Source organism: Actinoallomurus liliacearum, assembly GCF_039542035.1.
Lineage (GTDB): Bacteria > Actinomycetota > Actinomycetes > Streptosporangiales > Streptosporangiaceae > Actinoallomurus > Actinoallomurus liliacearum.
In genome coordinates, this window is sequence record NZ_BAABHJ010000005.1 from 1141093 (window position 1) to 1166438 (window position 25346).

Genomic DNA, 25346 nt, shown 5'->3' on the forward strand with positions numbered 1-25346 from the left:
CCCGTGAATGCTGGATTCCTCAAGAACATGAGGAGGCCGTGCCGTGTCCGTTGCCGAGGGTGACCTGTTGTGGGAGCCGTCCGAGGAGGTCCGCCGGACCGCCCGTGTCGCCCGGTTCATGGAAGAGCGCGGGTTCGGCTCCCATGACGAGCTGTGGCGCTGGTCCGTCACCGAGGTCGGCGCCTTCTGGGACGCGATCTGGTCCTACTTCGGCGTGTTGGGCGACCGCGGCGCCGGGCCGGCGCTGGAGCGCGCCGAGATGCCGGACGCCCGCTGGTTCCTCGGCGCGACGCTCAACCACGCCCGGAACACGCTGCGGCGGGCCGAGGAGGATCCGGACGCCACGGCGGTGATCTTCCGGACGGAGGCCGACGACGGCTCCGGTCCGTCCCGTTCGCGGACGCTGACCTACCGGGAGCTCGCCGCCGAGGTCGCCGAGGTGCGCGCCGGGCTGCGGGCGCTCGGCGTCGGCCGCGGCGACCGCGTCGCGGCGTACGTCCCGAACATCCCCGAGGCCCTGGTCGCCTTCCTGGCGACCGCGTCCCTGGGCGCGGTCTGGTCGTCGTGCTCGCCGGACTTCGGCGCGCCGAGTGTGATCGACCGGTTCACCCAGATCGAGCCCAAGGTGCTGATCGCGGTGGACGGCTACGCCTACAACGGCAAGCGGTTCGACCGGTCCGGGGTGGTCCGGGACATCCAGGCGGCGCTGCCCACGCTGACGGCCACGGTCACGATCCCGTACCTCGATCTCGACGCCCCCGCGATCGGGGAGGGCCGCGCGCTCCGGTACGCCGAGCTGCGGCGCTCCGGAGAGCCGCTCGCCTTCGAGGAGGTGCCCTTCGACCATCCGCTGTGGATCCTGTACTCCTCGGGCACCACGGGCCTGCCCAAGCCGATCGTGCACGGCCACGGCGGCATCGTGCTGGAGCACCTCAAGGCCCTCACGTTCCACCAGGACCTCGGCCCCGGCGACGTGTTCTTCTGGTACACGACCACCGGCTGGATGATGTGGAACTACCTCATCGGCGGCCTGCTCGTCGGCGCGACGATCGTGCTGTACGACGGCGCGCCCGGCGGCGACACGCTGTGGCGGCTGGCCGCCGAGACCGGGGTGACCTACTTCGGGGTCGGCGCGCCGTACGTCCTGGCGTCGATGAAGGCGGGCCTCGACCCCGGCCGGGAGTACGACCTGTCCCGGATCCGCGGAATCGGCTCGACCGGTTCGCCGCTGCCCCCGGAGGGCTTCGGCTGGCTGTACGACCACATCGGCCGGGACCTGCTGGTCGGCTCGTTCTCCGGCGGCACCGACGTGGCCACCGGGTTCGTCGGGCCGTGCGTGCTGCTGCCGCTGCGCGCGGGCGTCATCCAGTGCCGCGGCCTCGGCGCGAAGATCGAGGCGTACGACGAGAAGGGCGAGCCGGTCATCGGCGAGGTCGGGGAGCTGGTGCTCACCGAGCCGATGCCGTCCATGCCGATCTACTTCTGGAACGACGAGGACGGCGAGCGCTACCGCGACTCCTACTTCGGGGTGTACCCCGGCATCTGGCGGCACGGCGACTGGATCAAGGTGCTGCCCGACGGCGGCTGCGTGATCTACGGGCGGTCCGACTCGACCCTCAACCGCGGAGGCGTCCGCATGGGCACCGCCGATTTCTACCGCGTCGTCGAGGGGTTCGACGAGATCGCCGACTCCCTGGTCGTCGACACCGGGCAGCTCGGCGCGGAGGGCCGCCTGCTGCTGTACGTCCAGCTCGCCGAGGGGGTCGCCCTGTCCGACGACCTGGTCGGCAGGATCCGCGCCGCCCTGCGGTCGACGCTGTCCCCCCGGCACGTCCCCGACGAGATCCGGGTGGTGCCGGGCGTGCCGCGCACCCTGTCCGGTAAAAAGCTCGAGGTTCCAGTCCGTAAGATCTTGCTCGGCACGCCCATCGACAAGGCGGCGAATCCGGACGCGATGGCCAACCCCGAGGTGTTGCGCCACTTCACCCCGGATTCCTGACCGGAGCCGGGCGCGTCTCTCGTACGGGACATGTCCGTCACCTGGCGCGACGCGCTCTGGGAACGCGGAGTCGGTGGGGATATGTTCGGCAGATGCGGTTCGTCGCCCATGCTCCGATCGGCGCGCCGGCAGGGGATTGATCGACGCCCCGGCCGGCCGACCGAACCAGCGGGACGTCGACCGCGTCTCAACCGATATGCCCGACCGTGGGGACGGTCGGCGGGGAGCGACGGAAGGGATGCGGTCGGCAATGGACCGGACTGCGGCGGACCAGAACGCGAATCCCCTGCAGCCAGGTGATCCGAGGCGGCTGGGGGACTACGAGGTCGTCGGTCGACTGGGCAGGGGCGGCCAGGGCGCCGTCTTCCTGGGCAGATCCCCGGCGGGCGCGTGGGTCGCGATCAAGCTGCTCCACGCCGAGCTGGCCGAGGACGCCAAGGCACGGACCCGCTTCGAGCGCGAGGTGACCGCCGCCAAGCGGGTCGCGCGCTTCTGCACCGCGCAGGTGCTCGACGCCGACGTCGCGGGGGACCGCCCCTACATCGTCAGCGAGTACGTCCCCGGACGTTCGCTGTACGACGTGATCAAGGAGAGCGGGCCGATCGGCGGCGCCGCGCTGGAGCGGCTCGCGATCGGCACGGTCACCGCGCTCGTCGCGATCCACCAGGCGGGCGTCGTGCACCGTGATCTGAAGCCGCACAACGTGCTGCTCGGGCCGGACGGCCCCCGGGTGATCGACTTCGGCATCGCGCGGGCGCTGGACGGGGCCTCGACGGTCTCCAGCCGGGTCGTCGGCACCCCCGCCTACATGGCCCCGGAGCAGATCCGCGGCGAGACGGTCGGGCCGGCCGTCGACATCTTCGCGTGGGCCGCCACGATGGTCTTCGCGGCCACCGGGACTCCGCCGTTCGGCGGCGACTCGATCTCCGCGGTGGTCAGCCGGATCCTCTCCGAGGAGCCCCGGATCGGCGACCTGCCCGCCGGGCTGCACGCCCTCGTGACCGGCGCCCTGGAGAAGGACCCCGCCCGGCGGCTGACCGCCAACGCCCTCCTGCTGCGCCTGCTCGGCGGCGGTGGCGAGGCCCAGCGGCCGGAGCCCTCCCCGACCGAGGTGCTGCCGCCGGTCGCCGTCGACGCGGGCCCCCTGACGGTCCCCGCCGACCTGCTGGAGCACGCGGCCACGGTCGCCGCCCAGCGGACCCCGCCCGGCGGCACGGCCCTCGCCGGGACGCCGCGCCTCGGCGCCGCGGCCCACAAGTACCCCGTCACGGTGGTCCGGCCGCCCGCTCACCGCGCGGAGGAGCCCACGTCCTACCGCGCGGAGGGGCCTACGTCGCCGGCCCTGCCGCCCGTATCGGGGCAGCCGACCTCGCCGGTCCCGCCCGTCCACGGCGAAGGGATCTCGTCGCTCCTCCCGCCCGTGGCCGGCGCCGAACCGGCCGGTCCCGGCGGGTGGTCGACGATGTCCCGGGGCCGCCGGAGGCTCGCCGCCGCCGGAGCCGCGGTCGTCGCGGCCGCGGCGGTCGTGATCGGGCTGGTCCTGACCTCCAACGCGGCCGGCCGCTCCGGGCAGAACACCGGGTACAACCCGAACGGCACGCAGAGCCACGTGTCCCCCTCCGAGACCCGGCAGGGCAACGCCGGCGTGCCGGTCGACACGCCCTCCTCGACCCGGTCGGACCGCTCGCCCACGCCGACGTACTCGCCGACCCCGACCCACTCGCCCACCCCGACGTACTCGCCGACGCCGACGCACTCACCCACCCCGACCCACACCTCCAGCACCCCGACGCACTCGGCCAGCCCGACGCACTCGACCGGCTCGAGCAGCCCGGGCACGGGAACCGGGACGGGCACCGGAACGGGCACCGGCACCGGGTCCGGTACCGGCACCGGGACGGGCGGCAGCGGGCCGGGGACCGGCTCGACCGATCAGGGCACGAACGCCCAGACCGCGCCCGGTGCCCACTCCGGGGCCACCACCAGCACCGGAGGCCGGTGACCGGGTCTCATTCGGGTCGGACAATCCTCGTTTTCGCGTTAACCTGGCCGCCGTGAGCACAACACCACAACGGCGTGGTGCGGCCGCGTTCGGTTCCGGCGTGTCCGGACACCGATCCCGCATGCCCGGGCGTAGCTTCGTAATCCTTCCGCGTAATCAAGGTCCGCCCGCCGGGGACGCCGGACGCAGGCGCTCTCCGGCGACGACGCACGATCGTGACCGTCGTGACGGCCTCTGGCGACTCGCCGAACCGCCCCGCCCACGGGATCACCGTCGCCGACCACGTTCTCGGCACTCCACGGCGGGAACAACGGTCGCCGTATCCGCGACCACGTGAAGCACTGGATTTGCGAAGGTACTGAGGGAGACTTGAGATGAGGGGCGAGGGCGCATGAGCGCGAGTGCCAACGTCAGCGGCACCGGTGGACTCGACGACGCCAAGGACGAACTGCTGGGCCGTGCGGCGCAGGCGTGCACGCACACGCCGGGGGTTCGGCAGGACGCCGGGGACATCCTCGGCTATCTGCGGCTGTACTACCGCCATGTCGCGCCGGAGGACCTGCTGGACCGCGACCCGGTGGACGTGTGCGGCCCGGCGATGGTGCACCGGCACCTCGGCGAGGAGCGGCCGCAGGGACGCGCCATGGTGCGCGCGTTCACGCCGACGATCGAGGAGTACGGCTGGGACCCCGGGCACAGTGTCGTGCAGGTGGTCACCGACGACATGCCCTACCTCGTCGACTCGGTGGTCATGGAGCTCAACCGGCACCGGCTCGCGACGCACCTGATCGTCCACCCGCAGTTGAAGGTCACCCGTGACGTGACCGGGAGCCTTCAGACGGTCGGCGAGGGCGACGGCCTCGTGCTGGAGGAGTCCTGGATCCACATCGAGATCGACCGGCAGAGCGATCGCGTGCTGCTGGACGAGCTCGAGGCCGACCTGCAGCGGGTGTTGGGCGACGTACGCGCCGCCGTCGAGGACGAGCAGAAGATGCGCGCGCTGGCGGGCGCGATCGCGGTCGAGGTGAACGAGAAGCGGCCGCCGCTGTCCGATCGGGAGATCATCGACGGCGTCGAGCTGCTGGACTGGCTGGCCGACGACCACTTCACCTTCCTCGGCTACCGCGAGTACAAGCTGGAGGAGGGCCCGGACGGCGAGCAGTTGCGCGCGATCCCGGGTACCGGCCTGGGCATCCTGCGGTCCGACCAGGCGGAGTCGACGAGCTTCGCGTCCCTGCCGCAGCAGGTGCGGTCGAAGGCGCGGGAGCCGCAGTTGCTGATCCTCACCAAGGCGAACTCCCGGGCGACCGTGCACCGCTCCGCGTACCTGGACTACGTCGGGGTCAAGAAGTTCGGTGACAGCGGGGAGGTCGTCGGCGAGCGGCGCTTCCTCGGGCTGTTCACCCACACCGCCTACAGCGAGAGCATCGAGCACATCCCGGTGCTGCGGCACAAGGTGGAGGAGGTCCTGTACCGCGCCGGGCTCGCCGCCGACAGCTACGACGGCAAGGACCTCATCGAGATCCTCGAGACCTACCCTCGCGACGACCTCTTCCAGATCTCCGTCGACGAGCTGCTGCCGATCGCGCTCGGCGTGCTGCGGCTGCGGGAGCGCAAGCAGCTCAAGCTGTTCGTCCGCAAGGACGAGTACGGCCGGTACATGTCGTGCCTGGTCTTCCTGCCCCGCGACCGGTACACCACGCAGATCCGGCTGCGCATCCAGGACATCCTGCTGCGGGCGTACGAGGGCGTCTCCGTCGACTACAGCGCGATGGTCGGCGACTCGATCCTCGCCCGGCTGCACGTCGTCGTCCGCGGGGAGCGGGGCCGCCCGCTGCCCCAGGTGGACCCGGCCGAGCTGGAGCGGCGCCTGATCGCCGCGACCCGGTCGTGGACCGACGACCTCGCCGAGGCGATCGTCCAGCAGTGCGGCGAGGAGCAGGCGAGCGCGCTCACCCGGCGTTACACCGAGGCGTTCCCGGAGGGCTACAAGGCCGACTTCCCCGCCCGCACGGCGTGCGCCGACCTCACCCGGCTGGAGGAGCTCTCCGAGCCCGGTGAGATCTCGATCAACCTGTACGAGCCGTACGACGCGCAGGCCGGCGAGCGCAGGCTGAAGATCTACCGGCTCGGCCCGCCGATCTCGCTGTCCCAGATCCTGCCGCTGCTGCAGGAGATGGGCGTCGAGGTCGTGGACGAGCGGCCGTACGAGATCGCCCGCGCCGACGGGCGGGAGTCGTGGATCTACGACCTGGGCCTGCGGTACGACCCGGCGCCCGACGTGCACGAGACCGAGGTCAAGGAACTGTTCCAGGAGGCCTTCCAGGCGCTCTGGGACGGCAAGGTGGAGAGCGACCGGTTCAACGCGCTGGTGCTGCGCGCGGGCCTGGACTGGCGGTCCGCCATGGTGCTGCGCGCGTACGCCCGCTACCTGCGGCAGACCCGGACCACCTTCAGCGAGCGGTACATCGAGGAGGTGCTCGTCGCCAACCCGCGCGTCGCCCGCCTCCTGGTCCGGCTGTTCGAGGCGCGGCTGGACCCGCGGCTCAACCACGCCGGCGACGACCGGTCCGCGGCGGCCCACGACGAGCTCGCCGCGGCCATCACCGAGGAGATCGAGGGCGCGCTCGACCTGGTCTCCAGCCTGGACGAGGACCGCATCCTCCGCAGCTACCTGGCGATGATCCGCGCCACGCTGCGCACCAACCACTACCAGCGGACCGCCGACGGCAAGCCGAAGCCGTACCTGTCGCTGAAGTTCGACCCCGAGGCGATCCCGGACCTGCCGCAGCCGCGGCCGAAGTTCGAGATCTTCGTGTACTCGCCGCGCCTGGAGGGCGTGCACCTGCGGTTCGGGTCGGTGGCCCGCGGCGGGCTGCGCTGGTCCGACCGCAAGGAGGACTTCCGCACCGAGATCCTCGGCCTGGTCAAGGCGCAGGCGGTGAAGAACACCGTCATCGTCCCGGCGGGCGCCAAGGGCGGGTTCGTCTGCAAGCGGCTGCCGGATCCGAGCGACCGCGAGGCGTTCCTCGCCGAGGGCGTCGCGTCGTACAAGCAGTTCATCAGCGGCCTGCTGGACATCACCGACAACCTCGTCGGTGGAGACGTGGTGCCGGCGCCGGACGTCGTGCGGCACGACGGCGATGACACCTATCTCGTCGTGGCCGCCGACAAGGGCACCGCGACGTTCTCCGACATCGCCAACGAGGTCGCCGCGTCGTACGGCTTCTGGCTGGGCGACGCGTTCGCCTCCGGCGGCTCGGTCGGCTACGACCACAAGGCGATGGGCATCACCGCGCGCGGCGCGTGGGAGTCGGTGAAATACCACTTCCGCGGGCTCGGCGTGGACGTGCAGAACGAGGACTTCACCGTCGTCGGCATCGGCGACATGTCCGGTGACGTGTTCGGCAACGGCATGCTGCTGTCGGAGCACATCAAGCTGGTCGCCGCGTTCGACCACCGGCACATCTTCCTCGACCCGGCCCCCGACCCGGCGACGTCGTTCCAGGAGCGCACGCGGATGTTCGCGCTGCCGCGCAGCTCCTGGGCCGACTACGACACCTCGCTGATCTCCAAGGGCGGCGGCGTGCACCCGCGCACCGCCAAGAAGATCTCGATCACCCCGCAGGTGCGCGAGGCGCTCGGCATCGACGACGGCATCACGGCGATGACCCCGCACGAGCTGATCCACGCGATCCTGTGCGCCCCCGTCGACCTGCTCTGGAACGGCGGCATCGGCACGTACGTCAAGGCCACGACTGAGAACAACGCCGACGTCGGCGACCGGGCCAACGACGGGCTGCGCGCCGACGCCACCGAGCTGCGCTGCAAGGTGATCGGCGAGGGCGGCAACCTGGGCTTCACCCAGCGCGCCCGGATCGAGTTCTCCCTCGGCGGCGGACTGGTGAACACCGACTTCATCGACAACTCCGCCGGGGTCGACACCTCCGACCACGAGGTCAACATCAAGATCCTGCTCGACCAGGTGGTCCGCGACGGCGAGCTGACCCGCAAGCAGCGGGACGCGCTGTTCCTCCAGATGACCGACGAGGTCGCCGACCTGGTGCTGCGCGACAACTACCAGCAGAACGTCGTGCTCGCCGCCGCCCGCAGGCAGGCCTCGTCCATGCTGCACGTGCACGCGCGCCACATGCGCAAGCTCGAGCGGGACGGCAAGCTGAAGCGGCGGCTGGAGGACCTGCCCGACGACAAGGCCCTCGCCGAGCGGCGGCAGGCGGGCCTCGGCCTCACCGGCCCGGAGTTCGCCACGCTCCTCGCCTACAGCAAGCTGACGCTGGAGGAGGAGATCCGGGCCTCCGACCTGCCGGACGACCCGCACCTGGCCACCCGGCTCGTGGAGTACTTCCCCACGCCGCTGCGGGAGCGGTTCCGGGACTACATGGACCGGCACCCGCTGCGCCGGGAGATCATCTCCACGTCCGTCGTGAACAGCCTGGTGAACAACAGCGGCACGACGTTCGCGTTCCGGATGAACGAGGAGACCGGCGCCTCGTCCTCCGACATCGCCCGCGCCTACCTGGTGGCGCGCGCGGTGTTCGACATGCCGCGGTTCTGGGGCTCGGTGGACGCCCTGGAGTCCCAGGTCGACACCGCCACGCAGATCCGGATGCGCCTGGAGGCGCGCAAGCTGACCGAGCGCGGCGCCCGCTGGCTGCTGCACAACCGGCGGATGCCGTTCGACCTGAAGGAGACGGTCGACTTCTTCGCCGGGGGCGCGGCCATTCTCGCGCCACAGCTGCCGAAGCTGCTCACCGGCCGGGACCTGGAGGGCTTCGAGGAGCGGCGCGACCGCTTCGCCGAGGACGGGGTGCCGGGCGAGCTGGCCGAGCAGGTCGCGATCATGGTGCCCGCCTACTCCACCTTCGACCTGGTGGAGATCGCGACCAGCACGGGACGCTCGCTCGAGGAGACCGCCGAGGTCTACTTCGACCTGGCCGACCGCCTGCAGATCGCCCGGCTGCGCGAGCGCGTCATCGCGCTGCCGCGCGACGACCGCTGGCAGTCGATGGCCCGATCGGCGCTGCGCGACGACCTGTACGCCGCGCACGCGGCCCTCGCCCGCGACGTGCTGGTCACCAGCGAGCCCGGCGCGGATCCGGAGGAACGCCTGGCGATCTGGGCCGAGAAGAACAGCGCCGCCGTCTCGCGCGCGGCGCAGACCCTCGGAGAGATCTGGGAGAGCGACAGCTTCGGCATCGCGACCCTGTCGGTGGCGCTGCGCGCGATCCGCACGCTCGTGACGGCCAGCACGCTGCCCGGCTGACCCGGCGGGGGAGGACGCCCCCGGGCGAGCGCCGGGGGCGTCCTCCACCGACCGGAGATTCTTTACGGATTCGCACGGTGACCGAATGATCACTGTGCGAATCTGGTCCGCATGCTTCGACACCTCACCGCCCTGACGGTCGTCCTGCTGCCCTTGGCCGCGTGCGGCGGCTCGCCGGCGATCGCCGCGCCCGCCGTGCCCAAGGACCGGGCCGCGCAGCTGCTCGCCCACTATCAGTCCGTCAACAACCGGGCCAACGGCACGTCCGACGAGAAGCTGCTGGCCACCGTCGAGACCGGCGCCCAGCTCGACATGGACCGCGCCGAGTACCGGCGGCGCACGGCGGCCGGAGAGAAGTACGCGCCCTTCGTCTACAGCGCCCCGGCCTACTACATCCCCCGGCAGACGGGGTTCCCCAAGTGGTTCGCGGTCGTCGCCACCGCCGGCAAGACCCGGCACGCCCTGGTCTTCACCCAGGAGCGACCCAGCGGCCCCTGGCTCCTCACCGCCGACCCGTTCCCCGCCGCGACGATCACCGGCGTCGCGCTGGACAAGGACGGCTACGCCACCGCGGTCGCGCCCGACGATGGCAAGACGGCGCCCGCGCCCGGGAAGGTCGCCGCGGTGCACGCCGCCACGCTGACCCGCGGCACGTCCGGCATGGCGCCCGGTCCGTACACCACCCAGGCGCACGACGCGCTGGTCAAGGCGGAGTCCGCGCTCAAGCGCCGGGGCGTGACGCTCGCCTCCGACTTCCGGCCGGACCGGCAGCAGGCGTTCGCGCTGCGCACCACCGACGGCGGCGCCCTCGTCTGGTACGTCGTGCGGCAGAGCGAGAGCTACGACCTGGCCAAGCCGGGGCTGATCGGCAACGGCGGCGACCTGGCCGGTCTGATCAGCGGCAAGGTCCGCCGGCACCTGGACACGACCGCGCTGACCCAGTACCTCGCCGTGGTGCCCCCGCAGGGCGCCGCCCAGGTCGTCGGAAGCTACCGAAAGGCGATCCAGGCGACCGCCTCCTAGAATTCGGGCATGCGTCACCGCCGTGTCGCGCCGGCCGTGCTGGCGATCCTCCTGCTCGCCGGCTGCCAGGGCGGTCACGACGACGACGGCGACGCCGCCGGTGACACCGCGGCGCCCGCCGTCTCGGCCGAGGCGTCGGCGCAGGTCCTCGCCGCCTACGTCCGCCACTACAACCGGGCGGTCACGGCGGGCGACGCGAAGGAGTGGCGTGAGGTGGGCACCGACGCGCTCGGCGCCACCGCCGAGGCCACCCTGCGGCTCGGCGGCGGGCGGCCGCCGCGCACCGGGGCGATCTCCCTGCGCAATCCCGTGATGTACGTCCCGCGGCTGCGCGGCCTGCCGCGGTGGTTCGCGGTGTCGGCGCTGGAGCGGCGCGGCGGCGCCGAACGCCCGATCTTCGCGGTGTTCTCGCAGCAGAGCGCGAAGTCCGCGTGGCGGCTGTCGAGCCGGCTCTACTTCCACGGCCCACCGCCCCGGATCGCCACGGACGAGCAGGGCTACGCCGTCGCGGTCGATCCGGGCACCAGCACGTTGGCGACCACACCGGCCGCACTGCCGGCGGCGCACGGCGCGTACCTCGATCGCGGTGACGACGACACGATCAGACCGACCGACGTCGCCCGCGGGTGGCGGACCGCCGAGGCCCGCCAGGAGAAGCAACTGCGCGACCACGACGTGGTCGTCACGGGCCGGTCCTCGCCCACCGGATATCCGGTCTACGCGCTGCGGACCGGCGACGGCGGGGCGATCGTGAGCTACTCGGTGCGGCGGACGACGACCTACACGGCGACAGGAAGCGGCGACGTCGCGGTGCTGCCGGCGGACGTCCGCACCTACCTTCACGGCAGGACCGGGCACCGGGTGACGGCCGCCTGGATCTGGCGGGCCGTCACGTATCTGCCGGTACGCGGCCGCGCGACCACGCTGATCGAGGACTTCGACCTGGCCTCGGCCCAGGCGTCCTAGGTCCTGAGGGCTACTTGGCCGGGACGGCCGCCTTGACGGTGCCGCCATCGGCGCCGATGATCTGCGCCTTGACGGTGCCGTCATCCTTCTTGGGCTTGGCCGGGACCACCGCGACGTACTGCATCGTCTGGCTGACGTCGATCTCGTTCTTGACGGGGCCGGAGTTCAGGAACGGCACGGCGTCATCGGGGACCGGCAGGCGGCCGGGCTTGCTCTTGCTCTTGGTGATGACCGTGTCACGGCTGAGGGCGTACAGCACCAGCCCGCCGCCGTCCGCGGTCGCCAGCGGGAAGATCGGGAAGGAGGTCGCGGCGTACACGGCGCTGCTGCGCACCCCGGCCTTCTTCTGCTTCTTGTTCTTCATCGCCTTCTGGTCCGTGGTGTAGTAGCCGGTGGTGTACTTCCCGGCGCGCATGACCTGGGCGGCGACGTTCTGCGGGCCCTCCTCGGCGAGCGTCGCCTGGATCGACGGCACCAGCCGTGGCGGGATCAGCAGGGCGTTGTCGAAGGTGGCCAGGGCCTTGGCGTAGCCCTCGGAGTCAACCGCGATCTTCGGTTGCTTCTGCTTGTCGTCCAGCACGGCGAGCAGGCTCAGCCGCCAGCGCTGGACCGCCTTGGACCGCAGGAAGCCCATGTACACGGTGTGGGGGTCCTTGCCGTCCGTGGTCGTCCGGCGCGCGCTCACCACGAACCACTGCGGCCCCGTCAGCAGCAGGCGCGGCACGTAGAAGACCGGTGATTCGTAGCGGTAGCGGGGGACCGGGTCGCCGGCGGCCACGGCCCGGCGGAACGCCGCGGCCGTGAGCTGCGACTGCCCCTCACTGGTCCACCACAGGGAGAGCCGTTCGTCTCCGCTGGCCCGCGCGACGTCGTCGTTGTTGACGAACGAGTGGAACGCCTTGGCCGCGACGTCGGGCGTCAGCGGCTCGGGAGCGGGGCTGCTCTCGGCGGCGACCGGGGTCGTCCGTACGGTGCGGTGTGGCTTGCCCGAGCACCCCGCGGCGGCGGTGATGGTGAGCACCGCCACGAGCGTGGACGTAACCGCCTTGTTCATGTACCCCGTGCCTTCGCTACAGCTATCGGGCAGAGTATGCCAGGGATCTCTGACTGCCTTTCGGCGCGGTCCGGTTCCGGGGTCGGCGAAGACCGACGGAGCGCGTACGCGGAGAGTACGGGCACGGGTAGGCTTTCGAACGTGGCAGCCATGGATCCCTCGGAAGAGATGAAGGAGCTCGGCTCGATGCTCACCGGCATCGAGACCGTCCTCGACCTCGACTCGATGCGCCGTGACATCGCGGAGCTGCGCGAACAGGCTGCCGATCCCGACCTGTGGAACGACCAGGACCGCGCCCAGCAGGTGACCCGGCGGCTGTCCTACCTCGAGGGCGAGCTCGGCAAGGTCGAGGGCCTGCGCAGCCGGCTCGACGACGCCGCCGTGCTGTTCGAGCTGGCCTCGGAGGAGGGCGACGACGACACCCGCGGCGAGGCGGAGCGGGAGCTCGGCACGCTCCGCAAGGACATCGAGCAGCTCGAGGTCCGCACCCTCATGTCCGGGGAGTACGACTCCCGTGAGGCGCTGATCACGATCAACTCGCAGGCCGGTGGCGTGGACGCCGCCGACTTCGCCCAGATGGTGCAGCGGATGTACATCCGATGGGCCGAGCGCCACGGCTACCCGACCGAGGTCTACGACACCTCCTACGCCGAAGAGGCCGGGATCAAGTCGACGACCTTCACGGTCAAGTCGCCGTACGCCTACGGCACGCTGCGCGGCGAGCACGGCACCCACCGCATGGTCCGGATCTCCCCGTACGACAACCAGGGCCGCCGGCAGACCTCGTTCGCCGGCGTGGACGTGGTCCCGGTGGTGGAGCAGACCGACCACGTCGACATCCCCGAGGACGAGCTGCGCATCGACGTCTACCGGTCGAGCGGCCCCGGGGGGCAGGGCGTCAACACCACCGACTCGGCGGTGCGGATCACCCACCTGCCGACCGGCATCGTCGTCTCCTGCCAGAACGAACGCAGCCAGCTGCAGAACCGCGCGACCGCGATGACGGTGCTGCAGGCCAAACTCCTGGAGCGCAAGCGGCAGGAGGAGGCCGAGCGGATGAACGAGCTGCGCGGCGAGACGACGAGCTCCTGGGGCACGCAGATCCGCAACTACGTCCTGCATCCGTACCAGATCGTCAAGGACCTGCGCACGGGTGTCGAGGCCGGAAACCCCACGGCGGTCCTCGACGGCGACATCGACGAGTTCATCGAGGCCGAGATCCGCTGGATGCGCCGCCGCGAGGCCGGCGAGCAGGACTGACCGACCACGCGCTCGGCCCGTCGGTGACCGACGGCCGGGCGGCGGCGGGCCGGGGCGACCCAGCGCTCAGCAGCCCGGAGTGACCTATCGCTCAGCGGGCCGGGCCTACGGCTCGGCGGGCCGGGGCGATCGCTCAGTGCAGACCCAGCTTGAGCGCGATCAGCAGCGTCAGCGCCAGGATCAGGGCGCCGATCACGATGGGGGACAGGCCGAACGGCCCGGTACGGTGCACCTCCGCCCGTGCCGCGCGGCACGCGGGGCAGCGCCCCTCGACGACGGGGCCCGAGCATCGCGCGCAGATCAGATGTTCGCAGCTCATCCGGCTCCTTCCTGAACGTTCGGCGGGAATCCGTTCAGCCTAAGCGCTCCTGGCCGGTGGCCCGCCGTCTTCGGCGGCGGGTGTCCGTGATGCCCGGTTGCTTTTCCTCGGTGTACCCAAGTTGGACGATCCATGCCAGTCTCCCCTCTAGACTGCTGCTTGGCCAATCGGCCCGCCAAGCCGGGAAGCCGCGGCAGGGCGTCTGTCGACGAAAAGACAGTCGTCGCCGTCCCCCAGCCCCTAGACTGGCACGTCGTGATGCAGCCGTGATCCACTTCGATAACGTCACCAAGGTCTATTCGCACCAGAGTCGACCGGCCCTGCAGGGTGTCAACGTGGCCGTGGAGAAGGGCGAGTTCGTCTTTCTCGTCGGGCCTTCCGGGTCCGGCAAGTCGACCTTCCTGCGCCTGATCCTCAAGGAGGAGCGGCCGACCCAGGGCGGTATCCAGGTCGCAGGCAAGGATCTGAGCCGCCTGAGCAACTGGAAGGTCCCGCACCTGCGCCGCCGCATCGGCTGCGTGTTCCAGGACTTCCGGCTCCTACCCAACAAGAACGTCTACGAGAACGTCGCGTTCGCCCTCGAGGTCATCGGCAAGCCGCGACGCTTCATCCGTAAGGTGGTCCCCGAGGTCATCGACCTGGTCGGCCTCGAGGGCAAGGCCCACCGGATGCCCGACGAGCTGTCCGGCGGCGAGCAGCAGCGCGTCGCGATCGCACGGGCGTTCGTCAACCGGCCGATGATCCTGCTGGCCGACGAGCCGACAGGGAACATCGACCCGGCGACCAGCATCGGCATCATGAAGGTGCTCGACCGGATCAACCGGACCGGCACGACCGTCGTGATGGCGACGCACGACGCGGCGATCGTCGACGCGTTCCGCAAGCGAGTGGTCGAGCTGGAGGACGGCCGCGTCGTGCGCGACCAGTCGCGCGGCGTCTACGGCCAGGCGTACGGCGGCGTCTGAGCCGACCGTCGGCCAGGCGTAGCAGACCCGGCCAGGCGTACGGCGGCGTTCGATAGACCGCGCCGCCGCGCCGACACGACCAACACCCGGACGACCAAGGACAGCGAGGCATGCGGGTACAGTTCGTTTTTCAGGAGATCTGGATCGGTCTCCGTAGGAACCTCACGATGACCATCGCGCTCGTCGTCACCGTCGCGATCGCGATGGCGCTGTTCGGCACCGGTGTGCTGCTGAAGATGCAGGTCGACAAGTCCAACAACTACTGGTCGGACAAGGTCGAGGTCTCGATCTACCTGTGCAACAGGCTCAGCGCCAACACGAACTGCCACAAGAGCGAGCCGTCGCCCGGTCAGAAGGCCGAGATCAAGAAGCAGCTCGAGAGCATGCCGCAGGTGGCGAAGGTCACCCAGGAGACGGCGCAGGAGGCGTACGAGCGCGCCAAGCAGCAGTTCAAGGACAGCCCGGGCATCGCCGGCTCGATCCAGCCCGGTGACATCCCCGACTCCTTCCGGGTGAAGCTCAAGGATCCGAAGAACTTCGCCGCGGTGGTCGCCCAGATGAACAGTCGGCCAGGGGTCGACCAGGTCGTCAACGAGCGCGCCATCCTGGAGAAGTTCTTCAAGATCCTCGGTGGTCTGCAGTGGGCGGCGCTGACCATCGCCGCGATCCAGCTCATCGCGGCCGTGCTCCTGGTGGCCAACACGATCCGGCTGTCGGCGTTCAACCGGCGGCGGGAGACCGGCATCATGCGGCTGGTCGGCGCCTCGAACATCTACATCCAACTGCCGTTCGTCCTCGAGGGCGCGATCGCGGGTCTTGTCGGTGGCGTGTTCGCCGCCATCCTGTTGAGCTTCTCGAAGGTCTTCCTGCTCGGCAGGCTGCAGAAGAACCTGCAGTTCGCGACGCCGCTGGGCTGGGTCGACGTGACAGGGGTCATCGTCGCCTCGATGTGCTTCGGCATCCTGCTCTGCGCCTTGGCGTCGTTCCTCACCCTGCGCCGCTACCTCAAGATCTGACGCTGCTCCCGGCGATATGCCGGTCCGGTGATCAGTCCGCTCGTAGAATCCTCGCATGACCCGGCTGACCGGTCGTGTGCTCCGTGGGGCGGCCGCCACTGCCGCTCTCGCGTGCGCGTACGTCCTGGGCGCCGGGTCGGGCGGGACGGGCATTCACGCGTCGGCACGGCGGGACCCGCTCCGGCGGGGTTCCCGGCCGGCCGCGCGTGCGGTCGAGCCGGCGGTGGCCGATCCCGCGCGGGCGGGATCGGATCCGGCCTCGGACCCGGAGCGGGAACGCGCCGTGGTCGAGCGGGTGCTGCGCCGTCTCGGCGGTCGACGGCATCGCCACCCGCGACCTGACGGTCGCCACCGTGGCCGCCGCGCTGCGCGGCCGGCCCGCCACCGGCGTGGGCCTCGCGGTGCGCCGCGACGGCGTGCCCCTGCGGTTCGCGCTCGTGCGGACGGCCATGGCCTCTCACGACGTGAGCGCGTCCCTCACCGCCGACGGTGTGGTGGTGATCCGGATCGCGGCGTTCACGCGGGGAGTCGGACGTGAGGTGCGCGCGGCGGTGACCGGCCGGCCCCGGCGCCCCGGCGGCGTGCTGCTCGACCTGCGGGCGAACCCCGGCGGTCTGCTGGACGAGGCGGTCGACACCGCGTCGGTGTTCCTGCCGGGCGGCCTCGTGGCGACGTTCGAACGCGCCGGGACCCCGCCGGAGCGGCTCATGGCGGATCCGGGCGGTGACACCGCGGTCCCGCTCGTCGTCCTGGTCGACGGCGGCACGGCCAGCGCGGCCGAGATCGTCGCGGGCTCATTGGGTGATCGAGATCGCGCAGTGATCGTCGGATCGCGTACCTTCGGAAAGGGGTCGGTGCAGGAGCCGTTGCGGCTGGCCGACGGATCCGCGATCGAAGTCACCGTCGGTCGATATCGGACTCCGAGTGGCCGTAACCTCGATGGGTCCGGGATCGACCCCGACGTCGCGGTGAACGCGAACCGCCCACCCCGGGAGGCCGAGCGACGCGCGCTCACGGTCGTGCGCGGGCTCTCGGCAACCCTGCCGAAGAAGGACCGAGGCTGAGTCATTGCCACGCGAAGAGGGACGCAAACTGATCGCGCAGAACAAGCGTGCGCGTCACGATTACCACATAGAGGACACCTACGAGGCGGGCCTCGTGCTGATGGGCACCGAGGTGAAGTCGCTGCGCGCCGGACGGGCCAACCTCACGGACGGGTACGCTCTGATCCGCGACGGAGAGGTCTGGCTCGAGGGAGTGCACATTCCCGAATACACGATGGGGACGTGGACCAACCACGCGGCGCGTCGTCCCCGGAAGCTGCTGCTGCACCGCCGAGAGATCGGCAAGCTGATCGCTAAGACCAACGAGCCCGGCCGTACGCTGGTCCCGCTCGCCCTCTATTTCAAGGACGGCAAGGCCAAGGTGGAGATCGCGGTCGCGCGCGGCAAGCGCGAGTACGACAAGCGGCAGGACATCGCCAAGCGGGACGCCGCCCGGGAGATGGAGCGGGCTCGCGCCGCACGGCTGCGGAGGCGCTGAGGGTGGGTATCCGACGGCTCCGGTCGGCGGCCGGACTGGCCGCGGCCCTGCTGGTCACGACCGCGAGCGCGGGCTGCTTCGCCGAGCCCTCGCCGCTGCCGACGATCCGCGACTTCCTGGTGGCCTGGCAGAACGGCAACTACGGCACCGCCGCGAAGCAGACCGACGGCGACCGGACCAAGGTCGCGGCGGTCCTCGGCGCCGTACCGTCCCAGCTCGACCTGGCGTCGCTGCGCCTCGCGCTCGGCCGCGTGCGGCAGAACGGCGAGGACGCGACCGCCCAGTTCTCGGTCAGCATCGACCTGGGCGACGGCGGCCAGCCGTGGAGTTACGGCAGCTCGATGCGGCTGCACCGGACGAACGGCAAGTGGAAGGTCACCTGGAGCCCGTCGATCATCCACCCGCAGCTCGGCCAGGGTCAGCGGCTCGCGATCGTCACCACGACGCCGACGCGTCAGCCCATCGTCGACAACAGGGCCAAGACGCTGCTCAAGAAGGTCGAGGTCGAGGTCTTCGGCGTGACGCCCGGCAGGCTCGCGAACGCCGATCAGACGCTCGGCCAGTTGTCGAAGATCACCCACCTGGACAAGGACCGCGTGATCGCCCACGTGCGGTCCGCGCCGCCGCAGAAGTTCCTGCCGCTCGTCACCCTCCAGATCCCCGCCCAGGCCGGCGACGCGGCGCAGCTCCGGCAGGTGCCCGGCGTGGAGGCGAAGACCAAGCCGGCATACGTCGCGCCCGCGGTCGCCGACGAGATCGTCGGAAAGCTGGGACCCGCCACCGCCGAACGCCTTCAGCAGGTCGGCGCGCCGTACCAGCCCGGTGACACGGTCGGCGTCTCCGGGCTCCAGGTACTGGAACAGCGGAGGCTCGCCGGCACCCCCACCGTCCAGGTCGTGGCGCAGGACCCCTCGGGCTCCAACCTGAAGCCCCCCCTGTACGAGGTCCGCGGTAACCAGAGCCAGCCGGTCGCCACGACGATCGACCGCAGGACGCAGGACGCCGCCGAGAACACCCTCGGGAAGGTCTCCTACCCGGCGTCCCTCGCCGCGATCGATCCGGCCACGGGCAAGATCCTCGCGGCGGCGGACAACATCGCCGCGCAGCACAAGAGCGACGCCGGCCAGTCCGGTGAGCCTTCGCAGCCGAGCAGCGCCGCCCTGAACGGCCACTACCCGCCGGGAATGACGTTCAGCATCGTGACGACCCGGGCGCTCCTGCAGAACGGCCAGAAGATCGACTCGCCGCCGTGCAAGCGGGGTACGCAGACCATCGGCGGGCAGAGCTTCACCTACAACGGCAGGGTGGGCCGGACCTTCAACGCCAACTTCGCGGTGAGCTGCACGACGGCGTTCGCCGCGCTGTACCGCGACATCGCCCCGCAGGACCTGCGCACCAGCGCGGCGCGCTTCGGGCTCGGCACGCCGTGGAGCCTGCCGGTGCCGTCGTTCTCCGGCTCGGTGCCGACGCCCTCCAGCACCGCCGAGCGCGCCGCCGAGATGGTCGGGCAGGGCAAGATCGAGGTCAGCCCGCTCTCGATGGCGCTGGTCGCCGGCGCGGTCGCGGTCGGTACCTGGCGGCCGCCGCAGCTCCTACAGGACTCCCCGCCGCGGATGCAGGCCCAGCCGCTGGGCGCGACCGACGGGGTCACGACGCTGCAGAGCCTCATGAGCACGTCCGTCAGGAGCGGAGCCGCCCAGCAGGCGAAGGTCTCCGGCAGGCCGGTGGCCGGTGTCACCGCGACGGTGCCGTACGGCAACGGCAAGGTCGTCTCCTGGTTCGTCGGGTACCGGCAGGACGTGGCCCTCGCGATCGCCGTCGAGGGCAAGGTCTCGGCGGCGAGCCTGGCCGCCACGTTCCTGAAGGCGAAGCGCTGACCCGTGGCCCAGGACGCGGCATCGACGTGAGGTGCGCGGGCGGGCGTTGTGACCGGCGTGACGGCTTTGTCATTTCTTGACTCTCGGGCCGCAACCATCCGCGCGTGACCGGGCGTCTTAACAAGTGACTGAGACACCGCTTGGGGGGTTGCGGACTCAGTCGCCGTGATGAGACCAGAGCCTCGTCTCGGGGGAGGCTCTGTCGTCCGGACCGGCCCGACCCTGCCGGTCACCCCCGTGGGTGTGCCTAGTTCACACCCACGGGGGTTCTCGTCTTTCCGGCCCCTGTCATGGGCCGGTCGAACCTCCACCGCCCGCCAGAAGTCCGTCGGCGGGAATCACGTTGGCATCCCCGGCGTTGAAGATGTACGGTCGACGCGACGGGTGCTTCGGTGCCCGGTTGACAACTCAAGAGGGGGTGACCGGTTTCGACTTCGGTATGTCGAGACACGGGGAAGCGGGCCGAGGGTTGCGGTTGTGACCTCGTAAATCCTGTGACCGCAAAACAACAAGTGCCAACTCTAAGCGCACTCAGTTCGCCCTCGCCGCCTGAGGCTAGGTAGCGAACTTGTCAGCCTGGGACTGTCTCCGGCCCAGGACCTGGCATCGCTAGGAGACTCAACCTGCCGCCCCGGCCACGGGAGTGACAGGGAAGCCTAACAGTGGCTGAGCCCGTCGGCGACACGCCTGCGTGAGCGCCGGGGCTGAGAAAACGACTAGCAGGCTGCGCCCGGAGAAGCCCTGTCTTGGTACTGAAGGACGCGGGTTCGATTCCCGCCACCTCCACTCGGACCTGGGGTCGGTGTGGTCGGAAGCCTGGCGGCTTCCTTCCCCGCCGGCCCTTCGTCATTTCTTCCGGGGGACGACCCCCGGGCCCCCGAGGTGGGGGGCTTCGCCCCCCACGCCCCCTGGGGGTGGCCGTTCGTCGTTCGCTTGGGGCCTTCCCCCGCCCCTGCCGGCGGCCGTCACCTGTCGGCCTCCGGGCGGGAGAGTTCAGCCGTTGACCTGGTCGGGTCGGCGGCTTTTCTGGTTTTCGGGGTCGGGCGGCCGTGCGGTCGCCGAGAGTTCCTCACCTCCGCGGACTTGCCCGCGGGTCTTCTGCGCGCACGGTCTTCTGCGCGAGCACAAAAGCGGCTCGCGGTCCGTAAGGACCTCGTACAGAGCAGAGAGGGGCCTTTCGTGCCTCGAAAATTGGCCGCCCTGGCCGTGCCGGTGGGGTTACTCGTCAGCTTCGTCTGCTTCCGTGGCATGGGCCCGTTCGACGTGGCCCTGGTCGTCTTCCTCGCGGGCGTCGACAACCTCGTCGTCATCGCGAAGAAGGTGCAGAGCCTCGGATGGTGGATGAGGGTCTACCTCACCGCGGGCATCGTCATCCAGTTGATCGAACTGGTGACGATCCCGCCGCTGATCGTCGCCTTGTGCGCGGGGCGAAACCCGTGGGGCGTCTATCAGCTGATCGGCCAGCCCGAGCGCTACTCCCTCCTGCTGGAGGGCGTCCACCCCCAGATCGTCGCATTGGGGGTGGGCTTCATCGCCCTGGCCGTGATGTGGTTCTTCGCCGACAAGGAGAACCGCGTGTGGCTGGGGATCGAGAAGCACATCGAGCGGTTCGCTCGGTGGTACAAGATCGGGACGATCGGTGGGGTCCTGGCCCTGCTCGCGATCGGGTCCTTCTGGTTCTCCTGGACGTTCCTGCTCCTCGGCGTGCTGGGCATGGCGGCCTTCGGGGCGATCAAGTTCAGTGAGCGCAGGAGTGAGGACCTCGGGCAGAAGCCTGGGGCCGGGGGAGGGAAGGGGTTCGTGCGAGTCGAGCTGTTCGAGGCCGCGCTGTCGATCGACATGTGGGTCGGGACGTACTCGGCCTCCAGTCACCTCGTCGACATCGTTCTCGGCGTGCTCGCCGGCGTCCTGGTGATGCGGATCCTGACCGTCAGCCTCGTCCAGAAGCTGGACGAGCTGCCGTACCTGGCCTCCGCGGCGCACTGGAGTCTCGGGCTCCTCGCCGCCTCCTGGGTCATCGAGCTGTGGCTTCCGGCCGTGGGCTCTGTGGCCGAGGTGGTGTGTCTCATGCCGTTGGTGGTGGGCTGGGGGCACTCGGTCCTCAGCCGACGCCGCCAACCCGCGGTGATCTGACCGCAGGGCGCCCCCGGCGCATGCCGGGGGCGCCCGCCTCGCCGCTCGGCACGCGTTGGGATGGCGCCGGGTGGGGAATGTCCATCAGTGATATGTCCGTTGCGATCTGTCTCTTCACGGCCGACCTGCGGGTTCACGACAATCCGGTCCTGCGCGCGGCGTTGGATGCGGCGGATCAGGTGGTGCCGCTGTTCGTCGTCGACGACGGGGTGCGGGACGCCGGGTTCGTGGTTCCCAACCGGGCGGCCTTCCTCGCCGACTGCCTGGCCGATCTGGACGGCGCGTTGCGCCGGCGGGGCGGTCGTCTCGTGGTGCGCCGGGGCGACGTCGTGGCCGAGGTCGCGCGGGTGGCCGAGGAGACCGGGGCGGGTTCGGTGCATCTGGCGCGGGACGTCAGCGCGTACGCGCAGCGGCGCGAGGCGCGACTCGGGCGCGTGCTGGAATCCTCGCGCCGGAGGCTGTGCGTCCACGACTCCGTCACCGTCGTCGTCCCGCCGGGCGCGATCACTCCGGCGTCCCGTGGGCACTTCGCGGTCTTCACTCCCTACTTCCGGAAGTGGAGCGACGTCCCGGTACGGGAGCCGCTGGCCGATCCGGACAAGGTGCCGGTCCCGGCCGTACGGTCCGAGCGCCTGCCGTCGGGCGCCGACCTGGCCGACGGCGCTCCCTCGCCCGTACTGCCGCGCGGCGGGGAGGACGAGGGGCGGCGGCGGGCGGCCGCCTGGCTGGACGGGCCGGTCACGCGGTACGCCGACCGGCACGACGACCTCGCCGGGGACGCCACGTCCCGGCTGTCGCCGTACCTGCACTTCGGGTGCCTGTCGGCCGTCGAACTGGTGCGCCGGGCCACCGCGGTGGGCGGTCCCGGCGCCACGGCGTTCGTACGGCAGGTGGCCTGGCGGGACTTCAACCGGCAGTTGCTCGCGGACCATCCGGAGGTGGCGCACGAGGACTACCGGCCCCGGGGCGATCGCTGGCGGACCGAGGAGGCGGCGGTCGCGGCCTGGCGGCGGGGGCGCACCGGATATCCGCTGGTCGACGCGGCGATGCGGCAGCTGGCGGAGCAGGGCTGGATGCACAATCGCGGGCGGCTGATCACGGCGAGCTTCCTGGCCAAGATCATGTACGTCGACTGGCGGGTGGGCGCGCGGCACTTCCTCGACCTGCTGGTCGACGGGGACGTGGCGAACAACCAGCTCAACTGGCAGTGGGTGGCCGGGACCGGCGCCAGCACCCGGCCGAACCAGGTGATCGACCCTCTCGTGCAGGCGCGGCGGTTCGACCGGCGCGGCGACTATGTGCGCCGGTGGGTGCCGGAGCTCGCCGAGATCGAGGGAGCCGCCGTGCACCGCCCGTGGCTCCTGCCCGCGGAGGTGCGCCGGCGACTGGACTACCCGGATCCCGTGATCGATCTCGACGAGGGACGCGAGCGGTTCCACCGGGCGCGGTCCGGGGGTGAGCGGTGAGCGGCGAGGACCGGGGACTGTGCCTGGTGACCGGGGCGACCGGGTACATCGGCGGCCGGCTGGTGCCCGAACTGCTCGGCGCCGGGTACCGGGTGCGGTGCCTGGCGCGCTCTCCCGAGCGGCTGCGCGCCCGGCCGTGGTTCGGGCGGGTGGAGGTCGCCCGCGCGGACGTCCTGGACGCGGCGGCGGTCCGGACGGCCCTCGAGGGGGTCGCGGTCGCGTACTACCTGGTGCACGCGCTCGGATCGGGTCCGGGCTTCGCGGAGCGGGACCGGCGGGCGGCGCGGACGTTCGGGACGGCGGCCCTGGAGGCGGGCGTCGGCCGGATCGTCTACCTGGGCGGGCTCGTCCCGGCCGGTGACGGCGGTCTCTCGGAGCACCTGCGGTCCCGGGCGGAGGTCGGCGCGATCCTCCTGGCGTCCGGCGTGCCGACGGCCGCGCTGCGCGCGGGGGTCGTGCTCGGCTCCGGCTCGGCCTCCTTCGAGATGATGCGATACCTCACCGAGCGGCTGCCGGTGATGGTGACCCCCCGGTGGGTGCGCACGCGCACGCAGCCCATCGCCGTGCGCGACGTGCTGTGGTACCTCGTCGGATGCGCGGCGCTGCCGCCGTCGGTGAACCGGACCTTCGACATCGGCGGCCCCGACGTGCTGACGTACGAGGAGATGATGCGCCGGTACGCGGCGCTGGCCGGGCTGCCGCGCCGCGTCGTCGTGCGGGTCCCCATCCTCACCGCGCACCTGTCGAGCCTGTGGGTCGGCCTGGTCACCCCGGTGCCCGGCGGCCTGGCCCGGCCCCTGGTGGAGTCCCAGTCCAACGAGGTCGTCTGCCGGGAGCGCGACATCCGGCGGTTCGTGCCCGACCCGCCGGGCGGGCCGACCGGCTTCGACGACGCGATGCGCCTGGCGCTCCGGCGCGCCCACGAGGCCGAGGCCACGACTCCGGACTCGGCCGCCGCGTCGCCCAGCGACCCGTCGGCGGCCGACCCCGCGTGGGCGGGCGGCACCCGGTACACCGACGTCCGCGAGTCGCCGGTCGCGGCGCCTCCGGACGTGCTGTGGCGGGTCATCGAGGGCATCGGCGGGGACGCCGGCTGGTACTCCTGGCGTACGGCCTGGGCGGTCCGAGGCGGCATCGACCGGCTGGTCGGCGGCGTCGGGAGCCGTCGGGGGCGGCGCGACCCGCGCCGGCTGCGCGTCGGTGACACGGTGGACTTCTGGCGGGTCGAGAAGCTGATCCCCGGCGTGTCGCTCCGTCTGCGGGCCGAGATGAGGCTGCCGGGCCTCGCCTGGCTGGAGCTGGGCGTCGAGGAGCGGGGCGGGCGGACCTGGTACCGGCAGCGCGCGGTGTTCCGTCCGCACGGTCTGTTCGGCCATCTCTACTGGTGGGCGATCCGGCCGTGCCACGAGATCGTCTTCGGCGGGATGCTGCGGGGTGTCCGGCGCGCGGCCGAACGCGCGGCGACGCGCGCGCCGAGGCCCGCCACGTACGCGCGGTGAGGGTGTCAGACGGTGTTCGGGCTCTAATGTGGGCGCGTGCGAGATTTGGCGACCGGAGTCCGGTATTTCCTGCGAGGCATGGCATGGGTCGCGCGGCGCCCGAAACAATGGCTGTTCGGCCTGATTCCGGCGCTGATCGTCCTCGCCGTCTACGTCGCCGCTCTCGTGGTCCTGGCCCACTACGACTGGGATCTGGCGAAGGCGATGAGCCCGTTCGCCGATCACTGGTCGAAGGCCGCGCGGGGCGCCACGCGCGGGCTGATTGCCGTCCTCGTCTTCGGCGCCGCGATCATGATCGCGATCGTCACGTTCACCGCCGTGACCCTGATCGTCGGCGATCCCTTCTACGAGAGCCTGTCAGGGCGGGTGGAGGAGAGCGCGGGCGGGCTGCCTCCGGAGGCCCGGGTTCCGCTGCTGCGGCAGCTCGCGCGCGCCATCGCGGACGGGGTCGTCGTCGGGACGGTGACCGCGCTCTTCGCCGTGCTGTTCTTCGTCCTGGGCCTCCTGCCGGTCGTCGGCCAGACGGTCGTCCCCGTCATCGCGGCGTGCGTGTCGGGCTACTTCCTCACGTTCGAGCTGACGTCGATCGCGCTGGAGCGCCGCGGGGTGCGGCGGCGCGAACGCTTCGCGCTCCTGCGCCGCGACCGGGGGCTGTCCCTGGGATTCGGCGTGGCGGTGTTCGTGACCTTCCTCATTCCGGTCGGTTCCGTGTTGGCCATGCCCGGTGCGGTGGCCGGCGGTACGCTGCTGGCGCGTGAAAGGCTTGCCAGGCCGGGAATTCCGCCCGATCATGGTGCTCTCGCGGACACTCAGGCGTGAGACGGACGTCACGGTGACGCCATGCCGCGGCTAACAAGCTGTGGCCTGGCCGTAATTAGTGTTCGACGCGAGAATTGTTGATCTTCACGTAACCTGTGCGGCATGTCTGATCAGGGAAGCCC

The 25346-nt window shown here is 71.1% G+C and carries 17 protein-coding genes and 1 other RNA gene; 16 read left to right on the plus strand and 2 right to left on the minus strand.

Annotation, left to right across the window (positions count from 1 at the left end):
* Nucleotides 1-43: 43 nt before the first annotated feature.
* The 5 genes from ABD978_RS13310 to ABD978_RS13330 all read left to right on the plus strand — a co-directional run bounded on the left by ABD978_RS13310 (nucleotide 44) and on the right by ABD978_RS13330 (nucleotide 11274).
* Nucleotides 44-1999, plus strand: a complete 1956-nt coding sequence (locus tag ABD978_RS13310) for an acetoacetate--CoA ligase (protein ID WP_345353526.1) — start codon at nucleotides 44-46, stop codon at nucleotides 1997-1999.
* Nucleotides 2000-2249: 250 nt separating this feature from the next.
* A complete protein-coding gene (locus ABD978_RS13315; RefSeq protein WP_345353528.1) occupies nucleotides 2250-4001 on the plus strand; it encodes a serine/threonine-protein kinase in 1752 nt (583 codons plus the stop codon).
* Nucleotides 4002-4392: 391 nt separating this feature from the next.
* Complete coding sequence (locus tag ABD978_RS13320; RefSeq protein WP_345353530.1) at nucleotides 4393-9285, plus strand: NAD-glutamate dehydrogenase; 4893 nt, start codon at nucleotides 4393-4395, stop codon at nucleotides 9283-9285.
* A 111-nt stretch (nucleotides 9286-9396) separates the two neighbouring features.
* Entirely contained in the window at nucleotides 9397-10308 is a 912-nt protein-coding gene (locus ABD978_RS13325) for a DUF8094 domain-containing protein (protein ID WP_345353532.1), read from the plus strand.
* A gap of 9 nt (nucleotides 10309-10317) precedes the next feature.
* Nucleotides 10318-11274 (plus strand): DUF8094 domain-containing protein, encoded by a 957-nt coding sequence (locus tag ABD978_RS13330; protein ID WP_345353534.1) that lies wholly within the window; start codon nucleotides 10318-10320, stop codon nucleotides 11272-11274.
* A gap of 10 nt (nucleotides 11275-11284) precedes the next feature.
* Here the strand turns inward: ABD978_RS13330 and ABD978_RS13335 are convergent, their stop codons facing one another.
* On the minus strand, nucleotides 11285-12328 hold the full coding sequence (locus tag ABD978_RS13335) for a DUF8094 domain-containing protein (RefSeq protein WP_345353536.1): 1044 nt from the start codon (nucleotides 12326-12328) through the stop codon (nucleotides 11285-11287).
* 141 nt (nucleotides 12329-12469) lie between these two features.
* Between ABD978_RS13335 and prfB the strand changes: the two genes are divergently transcribed.
* Nucleotides 12470-13588: a peptide chain release factor 2 gene (prfB, locus tag ABD978_RS13340; protein ID WP_345353538.1), complete on the plus strand. Its 1119-nt coding sequence runs from the start codon at nucleotides 12470-12472 to the stop codon at nucleotides 13586-13588.
* Between the two features lie 133 nt (nucleotides 13589-13721).
* Here the strand turns inward: prfB and ABD978_RS13345 are convergent, their stop codons facing one another.
* A complete protein-coding gene (locus ABD978_RS13345) occupies nucleotides 13722-13907 on the minus strand; it encodes a hypothetical protein (RefSeq protein ID WP_345353540.1) in 186 nt (61 codons plus the stop codon).
* A gap of 266 nt (nucleotides 13908-14173) precedes the next feature.
* On the opposite strand from ABD978_RS13345, the gene ftsE reads away from it, so the two are divergent.
* The 10 genes from ftsE (at nucleotide 14174) to ABD978_RS13395 (ending at nucleotide 25224) form a co-directional block, all read left to right on the plus strand.
* Complete coding sequence (gene ftsE / locus ABD978_RS13350; protein WP_345353542.1) at nucleotides 14174-14872, plus strand: cell division ATP-binding protein FtsE; 699 nt, start codon at nucleotides 14174-14176, stop codon at nucleotides 14870-14872.
* A gap of 110 nt (nucleotides 14873-14982) precedes the next feature.
* Nucleotides 14983-15888, plus strand: a complete 906-nt coding sequence (gene ftsX, locus ABD978_RS13355) for a permease-like cell division protein FtsX (protein ID WP_345353544.1) — start codon at nucleotides 14983-14985, stop codon at nucleotides 15886-15888.
* Between the two features lie 206 nt (nucleotides 15889-16094).
* Nucleotides 16095-16952 (plus strand): S41 family peptidase, encoded by an 858-nt coding sequence (locus ABD978_RS13360; protein ID WP_345353546.1) that lies wholly within the window; start codon nucleotides 16095-16097, stop codon nucleotides 16950-16952.
* Between the two features lie 4 nt (nucleotides 16953-16956).
* The gene (gene smpB / locus ABD978_RS13365; protein WP_345353548.1) at nucleotides 16957-17430 is read left to right on the plus strand and encodes an SsrA-binding protein SmpB; all 474 of its coding nucleotides are present in this window, start codon (nucleotides 16957-16959) and stop codon (nucleotides 17428-17430) included.
* Between the two features lie 2 nt (nucleotides 17431-17432).
* On the plus strand, nucleotides 17433-19307 hold the full coding sequence (locus ABD978_RS13370) for a penicillin-binding transpeptidase domain-containing protein (protein ID WP_345353550.1): 1875 nt from the start codon (nucleotides 17433-17435) through the stop codon (nucleotides 19305-19307).
* Between the two features lie 414 nt (nucleotides 19308-19721).
* Nucleotides 19722-20096: a transfer-messenger RNA gene (gene ssrA / locus ABD978_RS13375) on the plus strand.
* A 390-nt stretch (nucleotides 20097-20486) separates the two neighbouring features.
* Nucleotides 20487-21440 carry a DUF475 domain-containing protein gene (locus tag ABD978_RS13380; protein ID WP_345353552.1) on the plus strand — a complete coding sequence of 318 codons (954 nt, stop codon included), beginning with the start codon at nucleotides 20487-20489 and terminating at the stop codon, nucleotides 21438-21440.
* Between the two features lie 92 nt (nucleotides 21441-21532).
* Nucleotides 21533-22906, plus strand: coding sequence for a cryptochrome/photolyase family protein (locus ABD978_RS13385; protein ID WP_345353554.1), 1374 nt, complete (start codon nucleotides 21533-21535; stop codon nucleotides 22904-22906).
* Nucleotides 22903-24405: an SDR family oxidoreductase gene (locus tag ABD978_RS13390; RefSeq protein WP_345353556.1), complete on the plus strand. Its 1503-nt coding sequence runs from the start codon at nucleotides 22903-22905 to the stop codon at nucleotides 24403-24405. Before ABD978_RS13385 ends, ABD978_RS13390 begins: the two co-directional genes overlap by 4 nt.
* Nucleotides 24406-24441: 36 nt before the next feature.
* Nucleotides 24442-25224: an EI24 domain-containing protein gene (locus ABD978_RS13395; RefSeq protein WP_345353558.1), complete on the plus strand. Its 783-nt coding sequence runs from the start codon at nucleotides 24442-24444 to the stop codon at nucleotides 25222-25224.
* Nucleotides 25225-25346: the final 122 nt, after the last annotated feature.

Excerpts from the sequence above, each read along its gene's own strand:
- ABD978_RS13345 (WP_345353540.1), bottom strand. The coding sequence starts at position 13,907 with ATGAGCTGCGAACATCTGATCTGCGCGCGATGCTCGGGCCCCGTCGTC.
- ABD978_RS13385 (WP_345353554.1), top strand. The coding sequence starts at position 21,533 with ATGTCCGTTGCGATCTGTCTCTTCACGGCCGACCTGCGGGTTCACGAC.
- ABD978_RS13335 (WP_345353536.1), bottom strand. The coding sequence starts at position 12,328 with ATGAACAAGGCGGTTACGTCCACGCTCGTGGCGGTGCTCACCATCACC.
- ABD978_RS13315 (WP_345353528.1), top strand. The coding sequence starts at position 2,250 with ATGGACCGGACTGCGGCGGACCAGAACGCGAATCCCCTGCAGCCAGGT.
- ABD978_RS13320 (WP_345353530.1), top strand. The coding sequence starts at position 4,393 with ATGAGCGCGAGTGCCAACGTCAGCGGCACCGGTGGACTCGACGACGCC.
- ftsX (WP_345353544.1), top strand. The coding sequence starts at position 14,983 with ATGCGGGTACAGTTCGTTTTTCAGGAGATCTGGATCGGTCTCCGTAGG.
- ABD978_RS13330 (WP_345353534.1), top strand. The coding sequence starts at position 10,318 with ATGCGTCACCGCCGTGTCGCGCCGGCCGTGCTGGCGATCCTCCTGCTC.
- ABD978_RS13325 (WP_345353532.1), top strand. The coding sequence starts at position 9,397 with ATGCTTCGACACCTCACCGCCCTGACGGTCGTCCTGCTGCCCTTGGCC.